Consider the following 21,539-nt stretch of genomic DNA (forward strand, 5'->3'; position numbering starts at 1 on the left):
TTGCGTTGAGGGCGACATCCCATATATACGGGGTGTCGCTTTTTTCGAGTCAGGCCCTGAATCGATGCGCTTCATGGCCTGTTTCCTGCCCGGAGACCCTCCGGGCAACATCTCAAGCATATGGATGAGGTATGAAGGATCCTGTCGATATCTACATGAACACTCTCGTGCCGATGGTTGTCGAGCAGACCAACCGGGGAGAGCGGGCCTTCGATATCTATTCGCGCCTGCTGAAGGAGCGCATCATCTTCCTGACCGGCCCGGTCGAGGATCACGTGGCAACCCTGGTAAGCGCACAGCTTCTGTATCTGGAAGCTGAAAACCCGACCAAAGAGATCGCGATCTACATCAATTCGCCGGGAGGTCTCGTGACCTCCGGTCTTGCGATCTATGACACCATGCAGTTCATCCGTCCGGCTGTGTCGACGCTCTGCATCGGCCAGGCAGCCTCCATGGGCTCGCTTCTTCTTGCCGCAGGCGAGAAAGACATGCGCTATATCCTGCCGAACGCGCGGGTCATGGTGCATCAGCCGTCCGGCGGGTTCCGCGGTCAGGCTGCCGACATCATGCTTCATGCACAGGAAATCCTGGCCATGAAGCGCCGGCTGAATGAAATCTACGTGAAGCACACCGGACGCACCCTCGACCAGGTCGAGGAGGCGCTGGAACGTGACAACTTCATGACCGCTGACAAAGCTAAGGAATTCGGGATCGTCGACAAGGTGATCACCGACCGCAACACGCTTGGCGGCGACGAAGAGAAGTGAGGGACTTACCCGGCTTTAATCATGGATTGAATTTCCACGCTTAAAGCCGGAAAATCCCCAGGTGATGCCGGGTTTTCATCTTCGCCTTAAACCTATATTGATTTTTAATGGCGAAGCATGATGACATTACATGGTGAGGTGGCGACTGTGCGCCGCTTCAGAACCGGTTCAGTCATAATTTGGCCGCAACCGGAGAGATAAGGGGAAACACTCCCCGTAAACGCGAGGTTGACTACATGACCAAGGCCAGCGGCAGCGATTCCAAGAATACGCTTTACTGCTCCTTCTGCGGCAAGAGCCAGCATGAGGTTCGCAAGCTGATCGCCGGCCCGACTGTTTTCATTTGCGATGAATGTGTCGAGCTGTGCATGGATATCATTCGCGAGGAGAACAAATCCTCGCTGGTGAAGTCACGGGACGGGATCCCGACCCCTCAGGAAATTCGCGACGTTCTGGATGACTATGTCATCGGGCAGGGCAGCGCGAAGAAGGTTCTATCGGTCGCCGTTCACAACCATTACAAGCGCCTCAATCACGCATCGAAAAACAACGATGTCGAGCTGGCGAAATCCAACATCCTTCTGGTCGGCCCGACCGGTTGCGGCAAGACCCTGCTTGCGCAGACCCTTGCCCGCATTCTGGACGTGCCTTTCACCATGGCTGATGCCACCACGCTGACCGAAGCCGGTTACGTGGGTGAGGACGTTGAAAACATCATCCTGAAGCTGCTGCAGTCCGCCGACTACAACGTCGAACGCGCGCAGCGCGGCATCGTATACATCGATGAGGTCGACAAGATCAGCCGCAAGGCCGACAATCCGTCGATCACCCGCGACGTTTCGGGCGAAGGTGTTCAGCAGGCACTTCTGAAGATCATGGAAGGCACCGTTGCTTCCGTGCCGCCCCAGGGCGGCCGCAAGCATCCGCAGCAGGAATTCCTGCAAGTGGACACGACCAACATCCTGTTCATCTGTGGCGGCGCCTTTGCGGGCCTCGACAAGATCATTTCCGATCGTGGCACGCAGACGTCCATCGGTTTCAAAGCGCAGGTCCATGCACCGGAAGATCGCCGGATTGGCGAACTCTTCTCGGTACTTGAGCCGGAAGATCTGCTCAAATTCGGCCTTATCCCCGAATTCGTCGGCCGTCTGCCGGTTATCGCGACCCTGGAAGACCTCGACGAGGAAGCCCTGGTTACGATCCTGACGGAGCCGAAGAACGCTCTGGTCAAGCAGTACCAGCGTCTTTTCGAAATGGAACAGGTGGAACTGTCCTTCCACGAGGAAGCCCTCAAGGCGATCGCTCGCCGGGCCATCGAACGCAAGACCGGTGCACGCGGCCTGCGTTCGATCCTGGAAGCCATCCTGCTCGATACGATGTACGAGCTGCCGGGCCTGAAGGGTGTCAAGGAAGTCGTGATCTCACCGGAAGTCGTGAAGGGCGAGGCACGCCCGCTCTATATTTACGAAGACCGGGAAGAAACGTCGGCTACCAGCGCCTGAGGCACTGAAGGCTGTTTCAAGAAACCGTGAATAAATGCCGCTCAACTTGAGCGGCATTTTGTTTTTGGGCGGTCATGCGCTTGTTCGGGGCCGTTTTCCACTGGTGCAATGAGTCGTCAACAGACAAGACTTGTGGGCAGCAACCGATTGCCTTGACACCGGCAGGTCTGGTGTCCACCTAATAGACCTAAGGACGGCTTATGCGGATTGTCGGCGCGCCCATCTGGGGTGCCGTGATCTGGCCTTCAGGACCTACCGGTTCGGAGCCGTTTTCCAGTGTTTTGGCTGCCTTTTACCGAGTGGGGCCGGGACACGCTGAGAAAGGAAAAAAAATGAGCGACGCAGAAATTCGCGCCACAGATCAGGACAGCACGTCTGTCTACCCCGTCTTGCCCCTGCGCGACATCGTTGTCTTCCCGCATATGATCGTGCCGCTGTTTGTCGGCCGCGAGAAGTCAATCAAGGCGCTCGAAGAGGTGATGACCACCGACAAGCACATTCTTCTGGCAACACAGATGAATGCAGCTGACGACGATCCCAAGCCTGACCAGATCTACAATGTCGGCACGCTCGCGACCGTGCTGCAGCTTCTCAAGCTGCCCGACAATACGGTCAAGGTTCTGGTGGAAGGCGGTGCCCGTGCACAGATCGGCGAATACACCGACCGTGCCGACTATTTCGAGGCCTCCGCAACGGTTCTGCCGGAGCGTGATGGCGAGAACATCGAAGTGGAAGCGCTTGCGCGCTCGGTCGTGTCCGAGTTCGAGAACTACGTGAAACTGAACAAGAAGGTTTCGCCGGAAGTTCTGGGCGCGATCAACCAGATCGACGATTATTCCAAGCTCGCCGACACGGTAGCTTCCCATCTTGCGATCAAGATTCCGGAAAAGCAGGAAATCCTTGGCGTCGTTTCCGTCGCCGAGCGGCTTGAGCGCGTCCTGGGCATGATGGAGAGCGAAATCTCCGTCCTGCAGGTGGAAAAGCGTATCCGTTCCCGCGTCAAGCGGCAGATGGAGAAGACCCAGCGCGAGTACTATCTGAATGAGCAGATGAAGGCCATTCAGAAGGAACTTGGCGACAGCGAGGACGGCCGCGACGAGGTTGCCGAACTCGAAGACAAGATCAAGAAGACCAAGCTGACCAAGGAAGCACGCGAACGCGCTGCGGCCGAAATCAAGAAGCTGAAACAGATGAGCCCGATGTCCGCGGAAGCGACCGTCGTGCGGAACTATCTGGATTGGCTGATCGGCATTCCGTGGAACAAGAAGTCCAAGGTCAAGCACGACCTGGCCTTCTCCGAAAAGGTTCTCGACACCGACCACTATGGCCTTGAAAAGGTCAAGGAACGGATCGTGGAGTATCTGGCGGTCCAGAGCCGGGCCAACAAGTTGCGTGGTCCGATCCTGTGTCTCGTTGGTCCTCCAGGCGTCGGCAAGACCTCGCTCGGCAAGTCGATTGCGAAGGCGACCGGCCGTGAATTCGTACGCATGTCGCTCGGCGGTGTGCGGGACGAAGCGGAAATCCGTGGTCACCGCCGTACTTACATCGGCTCGATGCCCGGCAAGGTCATTCAGTCGATGAAGAAGGCCAAGAAGTCCAATCCGCTGTTCCTGCTCGATGAAATCGACAAGATGGGCATGGACTTCCGCGGCGACCCGTCATCGGCTCTGCTGGAAGTGCTGGATCCGGAACAGAACTCGTCCTTCATGGACCACTATCTGGAAGTCGAATACGACCTTTCGGATGTGATGTTCGTGACCACGGCGAACACGCTGAACATTCCGGGCCCGCTGATGGACCGTATGGAAGTGATCCGCATCGCCGGTTACACGGAAGAGGAAAAGGTGGAAATCTGCCGCCGTCACCTCATCCCGAAAGCTGAGAAGGATCATGGCCTGCGCGAAGGTGAGTTCACCATCGAGGATGAAGCGCTTCACTTCATCGTGCGCCGCTACACCCGCGAAGCCGGTGTGCGTAACCTTGAACGTGAAATGGCAACCCTGGCCCGTAAAGCGGTCAAGGACATCCTGATGAGCGACAAGGAAAGCATCACGGTGACCAGCGAGGTCGTCGAGAAATACCTTGGTGTGCCGCGGTATCGCTACGGCGAAGCTGAACTGGAAGACCAGGTCGGTGTGGTTACCGGCCTTGCCTGGACCGAAGTCGGCGGTGAGCTTCTCACCATCGAAGGCGTGATGATGCCCGGCAAGGGCAAGATGACCGTCACCGGCAACCTGAAGGACGTGATGAAGGAATCGATTTCTGCGGCGGCATCTTATGTCCGCTCGCGTGCGATTGATTACGGCATTGAACCGCCGACCTTCGAAAAGAAGGACATTCACGTTCACGTTCCGGAAGGGGCTACCCCGAAGGATGGTCCGTCCGCCGGTATCGCGATGGCTACGGCAGTGATCTCGACCATGACCGGTATTCCGGTTCGCCGGGATGTTGCCATGACCGGTGAAATCACCCTGCGTGGTCGCATCCTGCCGATCGGTGGTCTGAAGGAGAAGTTGCTTGCTGCCCTTCGTGGCGGAATCAAGCTGGTTATGATCCCGGAAGACAACGCCAAGGATCTGGCGGATATCCCGGACTCGGTCAAGAACTCGCTTGAGATCATCCCGGTTTCGGGCATGGAAGAAGTGCTGAAAAACGCTCTTGTTCGCTTGCCGGAGGCCATCGAATGGGATGAGTCAGCTCACGAAGCTGCAACCAAGGCGCGAGAAAAGGACGATGATACCTCCGGTGTTCTTGCCCACTAATCGCGACATTGCAGCGCACAAATTGGAAAGCCCCGGGAAAACCGGGGCTTTTCTTTTGAATAATCGGTCAAAATGGCTGTTTTCTGCGAAAAAACCACTTGCGTTTCAGTTCAATTCAACCGAATTTCGCGCAACGGCGCTGACAGGAATCGTCGGCACTCTGCCGTTTCTTAGAAAGGTATCTGCTATGAATAAGAACGATCTGATCGCAGCTGTTGCAGAAAAGACCGGCCTCACCAAGGCGCAGGCAGGCGAAGCAGTTGACGCAACTTTCGAAGCTGTCACCTCTACGCTGAAGAGCGGCGACGAAGTCCGCATCATCGGCTTTGGTAACTTCACCGTTTCCGAACGTGCAGCAACCGAAGGCCGTAACCCGCGGACTGGCGAAACGATCCAGATCCCGGCTTCTAAGACGCCGAAGTTCAAGGCCGGTAAAGGCCTGAAGGACGCCGTGAACGCCTAATAGCGCTCACGAGCGATTTCTTCGCTCAACCCCGTATCCGGAAACGGATGCGGGGTTTTTCCTTGCCTATTTTCTATTTTTGATTGAGCTCTGGCGAATTGCCATTGCTACATTATATTGCGTTTGTCGTGAGGTGATGCCAATTGCTCGACAGGATTTGGAATGTCACTGCAAGCCTTGATCCGCCGGCGCCAACGCGCGCTATTTGATGCCTGGGTCCGTGACCCCCTGGTGCAGGTTCAGGTGGAACACCCCGAGGCACTTGGACGACTCGTGTTCCTCGACGATTTCGACGAGGACGTCCAGACCGGAAAAGCCGGTAGAAGCAGCCTGAAGAACGTAGCCATCGTGCAGAAACCCGGAAACGCGGACGAAAATGCCAGCGTATGGGTGAGGGCGGGTTATTCGTCCTATCAGAAAGCCTGGCTACGCTTTGTCGAGCAGGTCTACGGCATCAAGGCCGCGCCGTCGGATCTTGCCGGGTACAATATCGACCACCTGCTCAACAAGGCACGTAGTCCCAATAAAGCCGGGTTCATTCGCATCGAAGCCATCAAAGATGCCGTCAATCAGGCGTGGGGCGGTTTGTTCGAGCGAGCAGCCAGCAATCCAGAATTCAGTGCCAATCAGAATCGCCTTCGCCGGACGATGTCCTGGATCATTGCCGCCAAGCTCATGGATCAGCCGCCGCCAAGAGGACCGAACGACCAGCAGGGGATTGCCCGTCTGGTTCAGTTCTTCAATCAGAACGGACTTGCCGCGGACAACCCGCAGCGCGGGCTCACCGACATGCTCCAGTTCGCCTATAAGTTCCAATAGACTTAGCGGGCACTTGCGATCACGTCGCGTGCGGCGCGCTGGCCGGAAAGCCAGGCGCCGTGCACTGTTGCCGGATAGTCCTGGGCGGTGGCTTCTCCCGCAAAGAAGACCCTTCCATTGAGGTCGGCAGCCAGTGCTTTTCTTGCTCGCGGCTCCACCCCGACAGGCAGGAACGAGTAGGATCCTCGCGTTCGTTCGTTTTGCTGCCAGGCGGAACTAATGCTGGCGTCAGGCGGCGGTATGTCGCGGCCGAACATGGTCTGAAGCGCTTCGAAGGCCGCCTGTCTGCGATTCTCTTCACTAAGTGTCTCAAGGTTCTGAGCAAATTCGCCGACATTCAGCGCACATAAAATCGGTTTTCCGGTCACGGGCGAAAGATTCGGCCAGTAGGCAAAAGTGTCAGGCTTGCCGGATATGCGACCGAAGTTGTGGACAGTTTCATCCCAGAAGGCTTCCGGGAACGAGAGATAGATTTTATCAAGCACGCCCATGCGCAGGGAATTGACGGCGTTGCGCTTGTTGTCAGGAAGACCAGGTGAAAAGACGATGTCGCCAGCCTTCAGGACACCCAGAGACACTGCGCAGATTGCAAAATCGGCCTCCAGTACACCGTTCTCAGTTCTTACCGAAACGCCCCTTTGGGAATGGTCGATTTGGGTCACGACGGTTTCGGTCTGGATGGTAAATCCCTCCGCCACCCCCAATGCAATCTTGTCATAGCCCTGCGGAAGCACGGCGTCGGGTCCCTCAAAGGCACCGCCTTCTTCAACGGCTGCAAGCGAAAGGTTGCTCACTGGGGCTGCAAATTCCTGCTCCAGCAGAATATGCGCCATGAAGCCGAGTTCAGCGTCAGTGAGGCTCGACAGGGCTCGTTGCCGGCGTATCTTTTCAATGGTATTGGCTGCCGATATCCGGGTGAGGGAGGTTTCAGTGTCGTCCAGAAAATCTTCCAGGGCGTTCGCGAAAGTCTCGAAACGTTCGACTGCTCTGCCACCGTTGCCGGTCAGGTCGAAGACCTCCTCGTTGTCGTAGTCCCACTCGAACATCGGCTGTGAGAAGCGCTGCGCGAGCGCTGTGATGGGGTTGGACCGTGTTCCATGGATCCAGCTTGCTCCAAGGTCGAGAGGTGCCCCTAACGAACTGTCCGTATGCAGACGGCCGCCGATCCGGTTACCAGCCTCAAGCATGGTTACGGAGAAGCCTGCATCTGCAAGTGTTCTTGCAGCAGCCAGACCGGCGATGCCGGCACCGACAACAACCACTCTCTGTCCGGCCACGGATTGTGATGAGCTTTTTCTGGCAGACAGCGGCAGGCCGGTGAGGGCTGCCAGAATTCCAGTCAGAAACAACCGGCGGGATGTCACCATGGGTGCGGCTTTCTCAAGCTTTTGAAGCGGTCAGTTTGCCGGTTTTCGGAGCCGTCATCCACAGGCTTTATCATTGAAACGGAAATCTGAGATTTTGCTCTTGCCAAGCAGCAAACGAGCCCCTAAAAGGCGTCTCACCTCGTTGAGGGCGATTAGCTCAGTTGGTAGAGCGCTTCGTTTACACCGAAGATGTCGGGAGTTCGAGTCTCTCATCGCCCACCATTCCCCTTATGAAATCCGTCACTTGTAACCAGGGTGCCTGCGCACCGGGGTGTTTTCTGCTGTTTGCTGCCGCTCTCACATTGCCAGGCAGTTCGCTGTTTCGGAAATTCGCACATTTACAGTCATTTTGCTTTGCCGCTGTTGCTGGGTATCTCGGTGGCGGGTTGATTTCGTTTGGCCTTCGAATGGTGAGTTTTCTTTTTCCTTTTTGTCCGATAAACTTCTGCGGCTAAATAAAAAACTCGTTTAAAGGTAGCTACTTGGCAAGATGGGAATCCTAGTTTTCATCAAGATGTTCGGGGCAGTCATGCTGCTCCTTTACGCGGTTCGCATGGTTCGGACAGGCTTTGAAAGGGCGGCCGGGCCAACGTTGAGACGCGCCATCGGCAAAGCGTCCTCCGGACCGGTTGCCGGCGCCTTGTCTGGAACTGCGGTTGCTATTTTGCTGCAAAGTGCGACGGCGGTTGCGATCCTGGCGGCGGGATTTGCGACATCCGGCTTCATTTCCACAGCTGCCGGACTAGCGGTTCTGCTGGGCGCTGATCTCGGGTCGGCGCTTGTCGTACAGTTTCTGGTATTCGATCTCAGCTGGCTGGTGCCGTTGCTCCTGGGTGGAGGAGCGTGGCTGTTCCTGAAGCTCGACGCTCGGTCCGCGAAACAGATCGGACGCATTCTTCTGGGAATCGCTTTCATCCTGATTGCGCTGCAAATGATCGGCGAAGCGACGACGCCGTTGAAGGAAGCGCGGTTCATGCCGCAGTTTGCCGGCTTCCTTGCGCAGGACACACCGACGGCGATGGCGGTTGGGGCGCTTCTGGCGTTTCTGGTGCATTCCAGCGTGGCGGCCGTGCTGATGATCGCAGCCCTGGTGCAAAAGACCGGCCTGCCGCACGAGGCTGCGATTCCACTCGTTCTGGGGGCGAACATTGGCGCCGGCATCGTCGCGCTCTGGCTGACACGGGGAATGGATCGCAAGGCCAAGCTTCTGCCGCTTGGCAATTTTCTCTTCAGGTCCACCGGTGCTGTGCTGGTCATGCTGGCGCTAAAATTCCAAGATCTGCCTCTGGCTTCGATCAGCAATGATCCGGCCCAGCAGATCGTTGCCGTTCATGTGCTTTTCAATCTCCTGCTTGTTCTCGTCTGCCTGCCACTGACAAGACCGGTTGCCTGGCTGGTTGAACGCCTGGTGCCGGACAGAGAGGAACAAGAAGAGGCGGACCGGCTGACACCGCAAAGCGCGCTGGACAAGCAACTGGTCGGCAACCCCAGGCTTGCCCTGGCCAGTGCAACGCGCGAACTCTTGCGTATGGGGGAACTGGTCGAGGTGATGGCAAGACCGGTTCTCATGATGCTGGAGAAGGGCAGTGAGCCGGAAATCAGGCGCTTGCAGCAGTTGGATAAGCAGGTCAATGCGATCCATTCTTCGGTGAAACTCTACATCGCAGAGGTGAATCGTGGGGAGCTGACCGGCGAACAGGCTGAGCGCAGCATGGAACTGGTGGGGTTCGCGGTCAATCTGGAGCGCGCTGGAGATCTTGTGGCAAAGAACCTTCTCGAACTTGCCTTGGAGTTGCAGAAGAACAAGATCAGCTTTTCGCAGGAGGGGCTGAAGGAGCTCACCTGGATGCACGACCGTGTTCTGGCGAACATGGAGCTTGCCCTCAATGTGCTCGTTTCGGCGGATGTCGCATCCGCGCGCGAGTTGATTGCAGAAAAGGACAAGATGCGCACCCTGGAACGCGAAAGTCATAACCGGCATCTGGAGCGGCTGAAATCGAAAACGCTTCAGAGCATGGAATCGAGCAACGCCCATCTGGAGGTCATGCGCAGCCTCAAGGAAATCAATTCGCTGTTCGCAGCTGCGGCGGTGCCTATTCTTGCCAGAGAAGGCCTGTTGCGCGATACGCGGCTGGTGCCGGCTGAATAAAACACGGCTGAAGAACGAGAATCTGCGTGGCTCAGGTCGTTTTTATGAGCTGGCGAATGTGTTTGAGGCTAAGCCAATCGGAAAACAGTCCGTGGCAACGCGGATAATTCCATTACGAAACAGGAAGTTATCCACATTGATCGGCAAGGCGGCTCTGGGGAAAACCTGCGATTGGGCGCTTCTTTGTCAAAAAACGGCAATTCGGACGGAATAGGGTGCTTGACTTCCAAAACCAGCCGCCGTACATCAGCGCCACTTCAGGGCGACAACGCGTTGCCTGACGAAGCGGGTGTAGCTCAGTTGGTTAGAGTGCCGGCCTGTCACGCCGGAGGTCGCGGGTTCGAGCCCCGTCACTCGCGCCACTTCCCATAGAAGTGCTTTGGTACTTTCGGGAATTGGCGCATATACCGTGAATGTGCGGGTGTAGCTCAGTTGGTTAGAGTGCCGGCCTGTCACGCCGGAGGTCGCGGGTTCGAGCCCCGTCACTCGCGCCACTCACGGTACCTCTTGTTTCCCCAGACTGTTCAATCGAAAACATCAAGCCTCGCGCAAAGCGAGCGCTTTGCCGCGCAGACAGGCAACCCCTTGGCATTGTCGCCAAGATGGCTATCATGCGTTCAAGGCAGGGGCGACGCAGTCCATTCAAATTTCAGCTCTTTTGGTGTTTGTCTGGCGTTTGCTTCGATTCTGCGAGGGGGGTGGAAAACGAACGCAGGTGCGGCATATTTCCTGAAGGGTTGTGCAAAGTTTTTGCCTTCCTGCAAACTGGCTGAAATTAAGGATTTGTCGGGGGTAGGTGCGAAACAGGTGCAAACATGGCAAGAGTTTGACCGCATGTGGGTCTTGCGTTGCACCAAGTCGTAAGCTAAGCGTGCGCTCGCATGTTGGTTTCATAACGCCGACGGGCACAGCGTGACCTGCCGGTATAATGAAGGCAACGGGGCGCGCAGCCCTGGCACCGGATCGCCTCCCGATCCGCCTCCATATGCAAGGACGCGAAAGACATGGAAGAACTCTTGCGGGAATATGTCCCGATCGTCGTGTTCATCGGCATTGCGCTGGTGATCGGCCTTGCGCTGCTGATTTCGCCTTTCATCCTGGCCTACAAGAATCCGGATCCGGAAAAACTGTCGGCCTATGAGTGCGGCTTCAACGCTTTCGACGATGCACGCATGAAATTTGACGTGCGCTTTTATCTGGTCTCGATCCTCTTCATCATCTTCGACCTGGAAGTCGCGTTCCTGTTCCCCTGGGCAACCGTGTTCGGTGACCTGGGCTGGTACGGCTTCTGGTCCATGATGGTCTTCCTCGGTGTCCTGACCGTCGGCTTCATCTACGAATGGAAAAAGGGAGCGCTGGAATGGGATTGACCACGACCGAGCCGCTCGTCGCACCGCAGCCGCAGGGTATTATCGACCCGAATACGGGCAAGCCTGTCGGCGCGGATGACGCATTCTTCCTGGAAGTCAATAACGAACTGGCCGACAAGGGCTTTCTCGTAACCTCCACCGACAACCTCATCCAGTGGGCCCGTACCGGCTCGCTGATGTGGATGACCTTCGGCCTGGCCTGCTGCGCCGTTGAAATGATGCAGATGTCGATGCCGCGCTATGACGCCGAGCGTTTCGGCTTCGCGCCGCGCGCTTCACCGCGCCAGTCGGACGTGATGATCGTTGCCGGCACGCTGACGAACAAAATGGCGCCTGCGCTGCGCAAGGTCTACGACCAGATGCCTGAGCCGCGGTACGTCATTTCCATGGGGTCCTGTGCCAATGGTGGCGGCTACTACCACTATTCCTATTCTGTGGTGCGCGGCTGCGACCGCGTGGTGCCGGTCGATATCTACGTTCCAGGCTGTCCTCCGACAGCCGAGGCGCTGCTCTACGGCGTGTTGATGCTTCAAAAGAAGATCCGCCGCACGGGCACTATCGAAAGATAAGGATCTGCCGCCGAAGAGGCGGCGGATTTTTGAGGGAGTGGGCGCCTGGCGCCCGTTCAACTGACTCTCCGGGTCGCGTCCAGCGGGGCGCAACAAAGACCCGGCAAACTGGATCGATCGGCAGTCGGCACTCAATCGGAACCGGTTGAACGCTGCAGATCTACGAGTGAGGTCGAACACGATGGACGAGACGTTGAAGGAACTCGCTGAGCATATCGAGCTCGGTCTGGGTGAGTCCCTTGTGTCCTGGAAGGTCGAATACGGTGAGCTGACGCTGACCGTAAACGCGACCGACATTCTCGATGCGATCCGCTTTCTGCGCGACAACAGCTCGTGCAAGTTCGTCAATCTGACGGATATTTGCGGTGTGGATTACCCTTCGCGCGAGAAGCGCTTTGACGTTGTCTACCACTTCCTGTCTCCCGTTCAGAACCAGCGCGTTCGTGTGAAGGTCGCAACCGACGAAAATACGCCGGTTGCTTCGCTGACCCCGCTGTTTCCAGGTGCTGAATGGTTCGAGCGTGAAGCCTACGACATGTACGGCATTCTGTTCTCCGGCCATCCGGACCTGCGCCGCATCCTGACCGACTATGGTTTTGACGGATATCCGCTGCGCAAGGATTTCCCGGTTACGGGCTTTGTCGAAGTTCGTTATGACGACGAGAAGAAACGCGTTGTCTACGAACCGGTACGCCTGAACCAGGAAATGCGCTCCTTCGACTTCCTCTCGCCCTGGGAAGGCACGGACTACGTGCTGCCCGGTGACGAGAAGGCAACGACCAACTGAAGGGCGGGGCAGGGATGAGCGAACGGCTTTCAGGTGGGTGTCTTTGCGGCGAGGTGCGGTTTGCCGCAACGCCGGTGGACGGCGAAATGGGAGTCTGCCACTGCGCCATGTGCCGCCGCTGGACTGGTGGTACCTATATGGCTGTCAGCTGCGGATCGATGGACAGTCTGGACGTTCAAGGCAACGATGCCCTCGGCGTCTACAAGTCATCCGACTACGGCGAGCGGGTTTTCTGCAGCAAGTGCGGTTCCTCGCTGATGTGGCGCATGGCCGACGGCTCACACGTGAGCGTTTCCGCGCAAGCCTTTGACGATCCGTCCGTTTTCAAATTCACGTCCGAAATTTTCGTTGACGAACAGCCGGCAAACTACGCTTTCGCTAATGAAACCCGCAGAATGACCGGTCCCGAAGTCATCGCCTATTTCACGCAAAAAATGCAGGAACCTCAAAATGGCTGAGGCTCAGGTTCGTAACTTCAACATCAACTTCGGTCCGCAGCACCCGGCGGCGCACGGCGTGCTGCGCCTCGTGCTTGAGCTCGACGGCGAAGTGGTAACGCGTGTGGATCCGCACATCGGCTTGCTGCACCGTGGCACCGAAAAGCTGATCGAGCAGAAGACTTATCTGCAGGCTGTGCCTTACTTCGACCGCCTCGACTACGTGGCGCCGATGAACCAGGAACACGCTTTTGCGCTTGCAGTCGAACGTATGCTTGGTGTGGAAGTGCCCAAGCGCGGCCAGCTGATCCGTGTCCTTTATTCGGAAATCGGTCGTCTGCTGTCACATCTTCTGAACGTGACGACGCAGGCCATGGACGTGGGCGCGCTGACACCGCCGCTCTGGGGCTTCGAGCCCCGCGAAGAGCTGATGGTGTTCTACGAGCGTGCTTGCGGTGCCCGCATGCACGCAGCTTACGTTCGTCCGGGCGGTGTTCACCAAGATCTGTCTCGTGACCTGCTCGACGACATCTGGGACTTCTGTGATCCGTTCCTGCAGACGCTTGACGACATCGAAGGTCTCCTGACCGACAACCGTATTTTCAAGCAGCGCAACGTGGATATTGGCGTTGTCGACCTTGACGATGCCTGGGCCTGGGGCTTCTCCGGCGTGATGGTTCGTGGATCCGGTGCACCTTGGGATCTGCGCAAGTCGCAGCCTTACGAATGCTATTCCGAACTTGATTTCGATATTCCGATCGGCAAGAACGGCGACTGTTACGACCGCTACCTGATCCGCATGGAAGAAATGCGCCAGTCAGTCCGGATCATGAAGCAGTGCCTGGAAAAGCTGACGGTCGAAACTGGTCCGGTCTCGTCCATCGACGGCAAGATCGTGCCGCCGAAGCGCGGTGAAATGAAGCGTTCGATGGAAGCGCTCATCCACCACTTCAAGCTCTACACCGAAGGCTATCACGTCCCGGCTGGTGAAGTTTACGCAGCCGTTGAAGCACCCAAGGGTGAGTTCGGCGTCTATCTGGTCGCGGACGGTACCAACAAGCCGTACCGTTGCAAGATCAAGGCGCCTGGCTACAGCCACCTTCAGGCCATGGACTTCCTGTGCCGCGGGCACATGCTTGCCGACGTTTCGGCAGTGCTGGGGTCTCTGGACATCGTGTTCGGTGAGGTCGACCGCTGATGCGGACGGCACACAACCAATTTTCGACCCTGGCAGCCGCCCGTCCGGCTCCGGTCATTTTGACAGAACGGGGATAACACCATGGCAGTTCGCCGACTTGCCGCGGAACAACCAGAAAGCTTCGCGTTCACCGAGAAGAACCTCGACTGGGCAAAGAAGCTGATCGACCGTTATCCGGCAGGCCGTCAGGCCTCCGCGGTCATTCCGCTTTTGTGGCGTGCGCAGGAACAGAACGAAGGTTGGGTGAGTGAGCCGGCAATCCGCTATATCGCGGACCTGCTCGACATGCCGAAGATCCGCGTTCTGGAAGTGGCGACGTTCTACACCATGTTCCAGCTGCAGCCGGTCGGCAAGAAGGCCCATATTCAGGTTTGTGGCACGACGCCGTGTCAGTTGCGCGGGTCGGAAGACCTGATCAAGATCTGCAAGAGCCGCATTGCCAAGCACATGCACGAGATTTCCGAGGATGGCATGTTCTCCTGGGAAGAAGTCGAGTGTCTTGGAGCCTGTGTAAATGCGCCGATGGTGCAGATCTTCAAGGATACCTATGAAGACCTCACGGAAGACAGCTTCAACCAGCTGATCGACGATATCGCCGCCGGCAAGGAAGTAACGCCGGGCCCGCAGAACGGCCGCCGTTTTGCAATGGCCGAAGGCGGTCAGACGTCGCTCACTGAAATCGATGACAACACGAAGGGTGAGCTGCCGGTTCCCCACCTTGTCGATGGTTCGGAAAAGGCGTCTCATGCTTTTGCCGGCGCACCGATCAATGCAGGTGGCAACGACTATGATGGCGTGCCGACCCCTGCAGAAGATGCTGTTGCCAAGGTAAAGGCGGCGCATGCAGCCAAGTCGACCAAGGCAAGTGAAGCGCCAGCGGCAGCTGCGCCCAAGAAGGCTGAGGCAAAGGCTGAACCGGCCAAGAAAGCAAAGGCCGAAAAAGCAGCTACGCCTGCAGCGCGCAGTCAGAACAAGGGTAAGCCTGATTCCGACGACCGTGCCGAAGTTGAAGTTGCCCGCACAGCCGACACCAGTGGAAGCACCGACGGTCAGGAAAAAGAACCTGAACTTCTGAAGGAAGCGCGCGGCGGCAAGCCGGACGACCTGAAGAAGCTGAAGGGTGTCGGTCCGAAACTGGAAGCGACACTGAACGAACTCGGGTTTTTCCACTTCGATCAGGTGGCCTCATGGGGGCCGCAGGAAGTTGCCTGGGTCGACAGCCGCCTGAAGTTCAAGGGCCGTATCGAACGTGATGGCTGGATTGAGCAGGCCAAGGTTCTGGCATCCGGCGGTGAAACAGATTTTTCCAAGCGCGTGGAAGCCGGTGAAGTGGCCTCCTCCAAGAGCGAAGACTAGGGGGAAGAGATGCTGAAGGATCAGGATCGGATCTTCACCAATATCTACGGTCTCCACGACTGGGGCCTGGAAGGCGCGAAGAAGCGCGGACAGTGGGACAATACCAAGGGCCTCATCGACAAGGGGCGCGACTGGATCATTCAGGAAATGAAGGATTCAGGTCTGCGTGGCCGTGGCGGTGCCGGTTTCCCGACCGGCCTGAAATGGTCGTTCATGCCCAAGGAATCCGATGGCCGCCCGGCATATCTCGTCGTCAACGCCGACGAATCCGAGCCGGGCACCTGCAAGGACCGCGAGATCCTGCGCCATGACCCGCACACGCTTGTCGAGGGGTGCCTTGTTGCCGGTTATGCGATGGGTGCCATTGCTGCCTACATCTATGTTCGCGGTGAATTCATCCGCGAGCGCGAGCGTTTGCAAGCTGCGATCGATCAGGCTTATGACGCCGGTCTGATCGGCAAGAACAACAAGAACGGTTACGACTTCGACATTTATGTTCACCATGGTGCCGGCGCTTACATCTGTGGCGAGGAAACCGCGCTGCTGGAAAGCCTGGAAGGCAAGAAGGGCCAGCCGCGGCTGAAGCCGCCGTTCCCGGCAAACGTCGGCCTTTACGGGTGCCCGACCACGGTGAACAACGTTGAATCGATCGCGGTTGCTCCGACCATCCTGCGCCGCGGTGCTGCGTGGTTCTCGGCGCTCGGCCGTCCGAATAACACCGGCACCAAGCTTTTCTGTGTTTCCGGCCACGTCAACAAGCCGTCGACCTTCGAAGAAGAGCTTGGCATTCCGTTTGCCGAGATGATCGACAAGCATTGCGGCGGTATTCGCGGTGGCTGGGACAACCTTCTCGCGGTTATTCCGGGCGGTTCGTCTGTTCCGTGCCTCACGGCAGAGCAGATCAAGGACGCGCCGATGGATTTCGACACGCTGCGCGGTCTTGGCTCCGGCCTGGGGACTGCAGCCGTGATCGTGATGGACAAGTCGACGGATATCATCAAGGCCATTGCCCGCCTGTCCTACTTCTACAAGCACGAAAGCTGCGGCCAGTGCACACCGTGCCGCGAAGGCACGGGCTGGATGTGGCGTGTGATGGAACGAATGGTCAAGGGCGAGTCCTCCTATGAGGAAATCGACATGCTGTTCAAGGTGACCAAGCAGGTCGAAGGCCACACGATTTGTGCACTCGGGGACGCGGCCGCCTGGCCGATCCAGGGTTTGATCAAGAATTTCCGGCCTGTTATCGAGCAACGCATCGATGACTATGTCGCCAAGTCGAAGTCTTCTTCGACCATGGTGGCGGCTGAGTAAGCGGAACGGGATTTGGAGAGCAACGGATGACGAAGCTCATCATCGACGGCAAGGAAGTGGATGTCCCGGCGGACTACACGCTGCTTCAGGCCTGTGAAGAGGCGGGCGCCGAGGTTCCGCGGTTTTGTTACCACGACCGGCTGTCTATCGCCGGCAACTGCCGCATGTGCCTGGTGGAAGTGAAGGGTGGACCGCCCAAGCCGACCGCCTCCTGTGCCATGGGCGTGAAGGACCTTCGTCCGGGCCCGAACGGCGAGCCGCCAGTGGTCGAGACCAAGTCCGAGATGGTCAAGAAGGCCCGCGAAGGCGTGATGGAGTTCCTGCTCATCAACCACCCGCTGGATTGCCCGATCTGCGACCAGGGCGGCGAGTGTGATCTGCAGGACCAGGCGATGGCCTATGGCGTCGACGGTTCCAGGTTCCACGAGAACAAGCGCGCCGTTGAGAACAAGGAAATCGGTCCGCTGATCAAGACGATCATGACCCGCTGCATTCACTGCACGCGTTGTGTGCGTTTCACCACGGAAGTGTGTGGTGTCACCGACATGGGTCTGGTCGGCCGTGGCGAAGATGCGGAAATCACTACCTATCTCGAAGCGGCCCTGTCGTCGGAAATGCAGGGCAACGTGGCAGATCTTTGCCCGGTTGGTGCCTTGACCCACAAGCCTTACGAATTCCACGCCCGTCCGTGGGAACTGACCAAGACCGAAAGCATCGACGTGATGGACGCGGTCGGTTCCGCGATCCGTGTCGACACGCGCGGCAAGGAAGTCATGCGGGTGATGCCGCGGCTCAACGAAGAGGTCAACGAGGAGTGGATTTCCGACAAGTCCCGTTACATCTGGGACGGTCTGAAGACCCAGCGCCTCGACCGGCCTTACGCCAAGAAGGACGGCAAGCTGCAGCCCGTTTCCTGGGGTGAAGCGTTCCAGATCATCGCCGAAAAGGTAAAAGGCGCGAGCGCCGACAAAATCGGTGCTCTGGCTGGACAGATGGCAGGCGTTGAGGACATGTTCGCGCTGAAGGCGCTGATGGACAAGCTCGGCGTTGCCAACATCGACAGCCGTTTCCCGGGGTCTCCGCTGCATCCGAAGAACGGCCGCGCAAGCTATCTCTTCAACAGCACGATCCAGGGCATTGAAGACGCTGACGCGATCATGCTGATCGGCACAAATCCGCGTCAGGAAGCTCCGGTTCTGAACGCTCGCATCCGCAAGCGTTGGGTCCAAGGCGACGTGACCATTGGCCTGATTGGTGAAAATGCCGATCTGACCTATCCGGTAACTTATCTGGGTGCCGGTCCGGATAGCCTGAAGGAATTCGTGAACCACGCTCCGGCAAAGGCCGAACGCCCGATGTTCATCATCGGCCAGGGCGCGCTGAACCGTCCGGATGGGGCTGAAGTGCTCGCGACGCTTGCTGCAGCCGCCAAGGCGCTTGGTGTCGTCAAGGACGGCTGGAACGGTTTCAACATCCTGCACACCGAAGCGTCCCAGGTTGGTGCTCTCGATCTCGGTTTCGTACCGGGCGAGGGCGGCAAGGACACAGGGTCCATGCTGGAGCCGGGTGCACTTGACGTGCTGTTCCTGCTGGGTGTCGACGAAGTTGAAGTTCCGGAAGGCGCTTTCGTTGTCTACCAGGGAACGCATGGTGACCGCGGTGCACACCGCGCCGACGTTATCCTGCCAGGCGCTGCCTATACGGAGAAATCCGCGATCTACGTCAACACCGAAGGTCGCGTCCAGATGGCCGACCGGGCCGCGTTCCCTCCGGGAGATGCCCGCGAAGACTGGGCGATCCTTCGCGCATTGTCCGCGGTGCTTGGCCAGACGCTTGAGTTCAACTCTCTTGCCGAATTGCGCTCAAAGTTGTTCGAAGCTGTTCCGCACATGACGGGCATCGATGCGATCGAGGCAGGTGATGCTGGCGATATCGCCAAGCTTGGCAACGCCAAGGCCAAGATGGATAGCGCAGGCTTCGCCAACGTGATCCGCGACTTTTACCTGACCAACCCGATCGCTCGCGCGTCCAAGACGATGGCCGAGTGCTCGGCGCTCGCCAAGACGCGAGCGGCAGAAGCAGCAGAATAAGGGGTAGGGGACCGATATGGCTGAGTTCATGACGACCTACGGTTGGCCGTTCCTTTGGATGGCATTCCAGAGCATTCTGCTGATGGTCGTGCTTCTGGTGATTGTCGCCTACGTGCTTTACGCGGATCGCAAGATCTGGGCTGCCGTGCAGATTCGCCGCGGCCCGAACGTGGTTGGTCCCTGGGGCTTGCTGCAAAGCTTCGCCGATCTATTGAAGTTCGTTCTGAAAGAACCGGTGATCCCGTCTGGATCCAACAAGGTTCTGTTCCTGCTGGCTCCGCTGGTATCCGTGCTTCTGGCGCTGGCGGCCTGGGCCGTTATTCCGGTTGCCGACGGCTGGGTGATTGCCAACATCAATCTCGGTGTGCTCTTCGTCTTCGCAGTGTCGTCGCTGGAAGTGTACGGTGTGATTATCGGTGGTTGGGCTTCCAACTCCAAATACCCGTTCCTGTCAGCGCTGCGTTCGGCCGCGCAGATGGTCTCCTATGAGGTTTCCATCGGTTTCGTCATCGTGACAGTGCTGCTTTGTGCCGGCACCTTGAACCTGACTGGTATCGTGCAGGCACAGGAAACCGGCCTTGCCAACATGCTGGGTGTGCCGTGGCTGTCGTTCCTGAACTGGTATTGGCTGCCGCTGTTCCCGATGTTCGTGGTGTTCTTCATCTCTGCTCTGGCTGAAACCAACCGTCCGCCGTTCGATCTTGCGGAAGCGGAATCGGAACTGGTTGCCGGCTTCATGGTGGAATACGGCTCAACCCCGTACATGATGTTCATGCTCGGTGAATATGTCGCCATCTGCCTGATGTGCGCGCTTATGAGCATCTTCTTCATGGGGGGATGGCTGCCGCCGTTCGATTTTGCACCGTTCACCTGGGTGCCGGGCATCGTCTGGTTCCTGCTGAAGTGTTTCCTTGGCTTCTTCATGTTCGCCATGGTGAAGGCAATGGTTCCGCGTTACCGCTATGACCAACTGATGCGCCTGGGCTGGAAAGTCTTCCTGCCGCTGTCGCTGGCCATGGTCGTGGTGGTCGCCGCAGTCCTGATGATCATGGGCTGGGCACCGGGCGCAGCGTGACTATCTCGCTCGCCGGTGCAATTGGTGCCGCCGTCGGTCTTTATGTCGGCTGGCTCGATTGGAAGATCCTGAAGGGAATGCTTCAGGCGGCGGAGACGAAGAACAGACAAGCTGGCGGCGACGGTGGTGTCGCGGCCAGACATAAGGCGCTCCTGGGCGCACTGGTTTTTGGAGTTCCGGTGTTCGGTTTCCCGATCATCGGTTATTGGGCCGCCAGTCAGCTGGCTGGTTGAGGAAAGAGAGGCTAAAAGCGATGGGACTTAGTCAAGCCGTCAAATCGCTGTTTCTGCAGGAGTTCGTGTCGGCCTTCGTTCTGGCGATGCGTTACTTCTTCAAGCCGAAACCAACGGTCAATTATCCGTTCGAGAAGGGCCCGGTGAGCCCGCGTTTCCGGGGTGAGCATGCCCTGCGCCGTTATCCGAACGGCGAAGAACGCTGCATTGCCTGCAAGCTGTGCGAAGCCATCTGCCCGGCACAGGCAATCACCATCGAGGCCGGACCGCGGCGCAACGACGGCACGCGCCGTACCACGCGCTACGACATCGACATGGTCAAATGCATCTATTGCGGCTTCTGTCAGGAAGCTTGCCCTGTGGATGCAATTGTCGAAGGCCCCAATTTCGAATTCGCCACGGAAACCCGCGAAGAGCTTTACTACGACAAGGAAAAGCTGCTTGCGAACGGCGACCGTTGGGAACGCGAAATTGCCCGTAACATTGAAATGGATGCTCCTTACCGTTAGGAGCATACCCAACAATGGTTTCCAGCCCGGCAATCCGGCCGGGCACCGCACTTCCGGCCGCAAGGCCACACGACAGGCAGGTCTTCGAAATGATCCTGAAAGCCCTCTTTTTCTACCTGTTTGCCGGCGTCACCCTGGCGTCAGCATTCATGGTGATCGCGTCGCGCAATCCGGTGACGTCGGTTCTGTTCCTGATCCTGGCGTTTGTGAATTCCGCTGGTCTTTTCATTCTGTTGGGCGCCGAATACCTGGCCCTGCTTCTGGTGGTCGTCTATGTCGGCGCGGTGGCGGTGCTGTTCCTGTTCGTCGTCATGATGCTTGATGTGGACTTCGTCGAACTGCGGCAGGGCTTCCTGCAGTATCTGCCGGTCGGCGCGCTGGTCGGCGTGATCCTGATGGTCGAGCTGCTGATGGGTCTGGGGGCCTGGATCATTGCACCGGGTGTTCTCGGGCATGGCGCAGAGCCGATGCCGGCACTTAGCGACGTGAGCAACATCCAGGCGATCGGGTCTGTGCTCTACACCAAGTACATCTACTTCTTCCAGGTCGCTGGCCTGGTTCTTCTGGTGGCCATGATCGGGGCAATCGTCCTGACCCTGCGCCACAAGCCGAATGTCAAACGTCAAAGCATTCCGGACCAGGTTGCGCGAAACCGCGAAGCCTCAGTTGAGGTCCGCAAGGTGGAAACGGGCAAGGGTATCTGACGCAACCTGGTTGCGTTTTCGAGAAAGTCCGGGAACCGGCACGCTCCTCCGTGCTGTTTCCGGTTGGGGTA

Annotated in this window: 19 protein-coding genes and 3 tRNA genes; 21 read left to right on the forward strand and 1 reads right to left on the reverse strand. The window is 57.9% G+C overall.

The window, feature by feature from the left end:
* Positions 1 to 131 precede the first annotated feature (131 nt).
* The 5 genes from ACP90_RS13600 to ACP90_RS13620 all read left to right on the forward strand — a co-directional run bounded on the left by ACP90_RS13600 (position 132) and on the right by ACP90_RS13620 (position 6,313).
* Positions 132 to 767 carry an ATP-dependent Clp protease proteolytic subunit gene (locus ACP90_RS13600; protein ID WP_022998420.1) on the forward strand — a complete coding sequence of 212 codons (636 nt, stop codon included), beginning with the start codon at positions 132 to 134 and terminating at the stop codon, positions 765 to 767.
* 236 nt (positions 768 to 1,003) lie between these two features.
* Positions 1,004 to 2,269: an ATP-dependent Clp protease ATP-binding subunit ClpX gene (gene clpX / locus ACP90_RS13605; protein ID WP_022998421.1), complete on the forward strand. Its 1,266-nt coding sequence runs from the start codon at positions 1,004 to 1,006 to the stop codon at positions 2,267 to 2,269.
* A gap of 332 nt (positions 2,270 to 2,601) precedes the next feature.
* A complete protein-coding gene (gene lon / locus ACP90_RS13610; RefSeq protein ID WP_031268409.1) occupies positions 2,602 to 5,031 on the forward strand; it encodes an endopeptidase La in 2,430 nt (809 codons plus the stop codon).
* 187 nt (positions 5,032 to 5,218) lie between these two features.
* A complete protein-coding gene (locus ACP90_RS13615; protein WP_031268410.1) occupies positions 5,219 to 5,494 on the forward strand; it encodes an HU family DNA-binding protein in 276 nt (91 codons plus the stop codon).
* Positions 5,495 to 5,656: 162 nt separating this feature from the next.
* A complete protein-coding gene (locus ACP90_RS13620; protein ID WP_062488652.1) occupies positions 5,657 to 6,313 on the forward strand; it encodes a hypothetical protein in 657 nt (218 codons plus the stop codon).
* A gap of 2 nt (positions 6,314 to 6,315) precedes the next feature.
* Here ACP90_RS13620 and ACP90_RS13625 read toward each other — a convergent pair whose 3' ends face one another.
* Positions 6,316 to 7,680, reverse strand: a complete 1,365-nt coding sequence (locus ACP90_RS13625; protein WP_062488653.1) for an FAD-dependent oxidoreductase — start codon at positions 7,678 to 7,680, stop codon at positions 6,316 to 6,318.
* Positions 7,681 to 7,826: 146 nt separating this feature from the next.
* Between ACP90_RS13625 and ACP90_RS13630 the strand changes: the two genes are divergently transcribed.
* The 16 genes from ACP90_RS13630 to ACP90_RS13705 all read left to right on the forward strand — a co-directional run bounded on the left by ACP90_RS13630 (position 7,827) and on the right by ACP90_RS13705 (position 21,468).
* Positions 7,827 to 7,902: transfer RNA gene (locus tag ACP90_RS13630), tRNA-Val, on the forward strand.
* Positions 7,903 to 8,170: 268 nt separating this feature from the next.
* The gene (locus ACP90_RS13635; RefSeq protein ID WP_062488654.1) at positions 8,171 to 9,829 is read left to right on the forward strand and encodes a Na/Pi cotransporter family protein; all 1,659 of its coding nucleotides are present in this window, start codon (positions 8,171 to 8,173) and stop codon (positions 9,827 to 9,829) included.
* Positions 9,830 to 10,114: 285 nt separating this feature from the next.
* Positions 10,115 to 10,191, forward strand: a tRNA-Asp gene (locus ACP90_RS13640).
* A gap of 55 nt (positions 10,192 to 10,246) precedes the next feature.
* Positions 10,247 to 10,323: transfer RNA gene (locus ACP90_RS13645), tRNA-Asp, on the forward strand.
* A 510-nt stretch (positions 10,324 to 10,833) separates the two neighbouring features.
* Positions 10,834 to 11,199 (forward strand): NADH-quinone oxidoreductase subunit A, encoded by a 366-nt coding sequence (locus ACP90_RS13650; protein WP_006934719.1) that lies wholly within the window; start codon positions 10,834 to 10,836, stop codon positions 11,197 to 11,199.
* Entirely contained in the window at positions 11,190 to 11,768 is a 579-nt protein-coding gene (locus ACP90_RS13655; protein ID WP_006934718.1) for an NADH-quinone oxidoreductase subunit B, read from the forward strand. Before ACP90_RS13650 ends, ACP90_RS13655 begins: the two co-directional genes overlap by 10 nt.
* Positions 11,769 to 11,949: 181 nt before the next feature.
* Positions 11,950 to 12,555, forward strand: a complete 606-nt coding sequence (locus tag ACP90_RS13660) for an NADH-quinone oxidoreductase subunit C (RefSeq protein ID WP_022998427.1) — start codon at positions 11,950 to 11,952, stop codon at positions 12,553 to 12,555.
* Between the two features lie 14 nt (positions 12,556 to 12,569).
* Complete coding sequence (locus ACP90_RS13665) at positions 12,570 to 13,013, forward strand: GFA family protein (RefSeq protein WP_062488655.1); 444 nt, start codon at positions 12,570 to 12,572, stop codon at positions 13,011 to 13,013.
* Entirely contained in the window at positions 13,006 to 14,190 is a 1,185-nt protein-coding gene (locus ACP90_RS13670) for an NADH-quinone oxidoreductase subunit D (protein WP_022998429.1), read from the forward strand. Before ACP90_RS13665 ends, ACP90_RS13670 begins: the two co-directional genes overlap by 8 nt.
* A gap of 81 nt (positions 14,191 to 14,271) precedes the next feature.
* Complete coding sequence (locus ACP90_RS13675) at positions 14,272 to 15,546, forward strand: NADH-quinone oxidoreductase subunit E (protein WP_062488656.1); 1,275 nt, start codon at positions 14,272 to 14,274, stop codon at positions 15,544 to 15,546.
* 9 nt (positions 15,547 to 15,555) lie between these two features.
* A complete protein-coding gene (nuoF, locus tag ACP90_RS13680) occupies positions 15,556 to 16,857 on the forward strand; it encodes an NADH-quinone oxidoreductase subunit NuoF (RefSeq protein WP_022998431.1) in 1,302 nt (433 codons plus the stop codon).
* 26 nt (positions 16,858 to 16,883) lie between these two features.
* Entirely contained in the window at positions 16,884 to 18,947 is a 2,064-nt protein-coding gene (gene nuoG / locus ACP90_RS13685) for an NADH-quinone oxidoreductase subunit NuoG (protein WP_062488657.1), read from the forward strand.
* A 16-nt stretch (positions 18,948 to 18,963) separates the two neighbouring features.
* A complete protein-coding gene (gene nuoH, locus ACP90_RS13690; protein WP_031268412.1) occupies positions 18,964 to 20,022 on the forward strand; it encodes an NADH-quinone oxidoreductase subunit NuoH in 1,059 nt (352 codons plus the stop codon).
* A complete protein-coding gene (locus ACP90_RS13695; protein ID WP_006934710.1) occupies positions 20,019 to 20,255 on the forward strand; it encodes a hypothetical protein in 237 nt (78 codons plus the stop codon). The genes nuoH and ACP90_RS13695 overlap by 4 nt, the downstream gene beginning before the upstream one ends.
* Positions 20,256 to 20,275: 20 nt before the next feature.
* Positions 20,276 to 20,764: an NADH-quinone oxidoreductase subunit NuoI gene (gene nuoI, locus ACP90_RS13700; protein WP_006934709.1), complete on the forward strand. Its 489-nt coding sequence runs from the start codon at positions 20,276 to 20,278 to the stop codon at positions 20,762 to 20,764.
* Between the two features lie 89 nt (positions 20,765 to 20,853).
* Complete coding sequence (locus ACP90_RS13705) at positions 20,854 to 21,468, forward strand: NADH-quinone oxidoreductase subunit J (protein WP_031268414.1); 615 nt, start codon at positions 20,854 to 20,856, stop codon at positions 21,466 to 21,468.
* Positions 21,469 to 21,539 lie beyond the last annotated feature (71 nt).

It is taken from the genome of Labrenzia sp. CP4 (genome assembly GCF_001579905.1).
GTDB classification, from domain to species: domain Bacteria; phylum Pseudomonadota; class Alphaproteobacteria; order Rhizobiales; family Stappiaceae; genus Roseibium; species Roseibium algicola.

Excerpts from the sequence above, each read along its gene's own strand:
- ACP90_RS13600 (WP_022998420.1), top strand. The coding sequence starts at position 132 with ATGAAGGATCCTGTCGATATCTACATGAACACTCTCGTGCCGATGGTT.
- clpX (WP_022998421.1), top strand. The coding sequence starts at position 1,004 with ATGACCAAGGCCAGCGGCAGCGATTCCAAGAATACGCTTTACTGCTCC.
- lon (WP_031268409.1), top strand. The coding sequence starts at position 2,602 with ATGAGCGACGCAGAAATTCGCGCCACAGATCAGGACAGCACGTCTGTC.
- ACP90_RS13615 (WP_031268410.1), top strand. The coding sequence starts at position 5,219 with ATGAATAAGAACGATCTGATCGCAGCTGTTGCAGAAAAGACCGGCCTC.
- ACP90_RS13620 (WP_062488652.1), top strand. The coding sequence starts at position 5,657 with ATGTCACTGCAAGCCTTGATCCGCCGGCGCCAACGCGCGCTATTTGAT.
- ACP90_RS13625 (WP_062488653.1), bottom strand. The coding sequence starts at position 7,680 with ATGGTGACATCCCGCCGGTTGTTTCTGACTGGAATTCTGGCAGCCCTC.
- ACP90_RS13635 (WP_062488654.1), top strand. The coding sequence starts at position 8,171 with ATGGGAATCCTAGTTTTCATCAAGATGTTCGGGGCAGTCATGCTGCTC.
- ACP90_RS13650 (WP_006934719.1), top strand. The coding sequence starts at position 10,834 with ATGGAAGAACTCTTGCGGGAATATGTCCCGATCGTCGTGTTCATCGGC.
- ACP90_RS13655 (WP_006934718.1), top strand. The coding sequence starts at position 11,190 with ATGGGATTGACCACGACCGAGCCGCTCGTCGCACCGCAGCCGCAGGGT.
- ACP90_RS13660 (WP_022998427.1), top strand. The coding sequence starts at position 11,950 with ATGGACGAGACGTTGAAGGAACTCGCTGAGCATATCGAGCTCGGTCTG.
- ACP90_RS13665 (WP_062488655.1), top strand. The coding sequence starts at position 12,570 with ATGAGCGAACGGCTTTCAGGTGGGTGTCTTTGCGGCGAGGTGCGGTTT.
- ACP90_RS13670 (WP_022998429.1), top strand. The coding sequence starts at position 13,006 with ATGGCTGAGGCTCAGGTTCGTAACTTCAACATCAACTTCGGTCCGCAG.
- ACP90_RS13675 (WP_062488656.1), top strand. The coding sequence starts at position 14,272 with ATGGCAGTTCGCCGACTTGCCGCGGAACAACCAGAAAGCTTCGCGTTC.
- nuoF (WP_022998431.1), top strand. The coding sequence starts at position 15,556 with ATGCTGAAGGATCAGGATCGGATCTTCACCAATATCTACGGTCTCCAC.
- nuoG (WP_062488657.1), top strand. The coding sequence starts at position 16,884 with ATGACGAAGCTCATCATCGACGGCAAGGAAGTGGATGTCCCGGCGGAC.
- nuoH (WP_031268412.1), top strand. The coding sequence starts at position 18,964 with ATGGCTGAGTTCATGACGACCTACGGTTGGCCGTTCCTTTGGATGGCA.
- nuoI (WP_006934709.1), top strand. The coding sequence starts at position 20,276 with ATGGGACTTAGTCAAGCCGTCAAATCGCTGTTTCTGCAGGAGTTCGTG.
- ACP90_RS13705 (WP_031268414.1), top strand. The coding sequence starts at position 20,854 with ATGATCCTGAAAGCCCTCTTTTTCTACCTGTTTGCCGGCGTCACCCTG.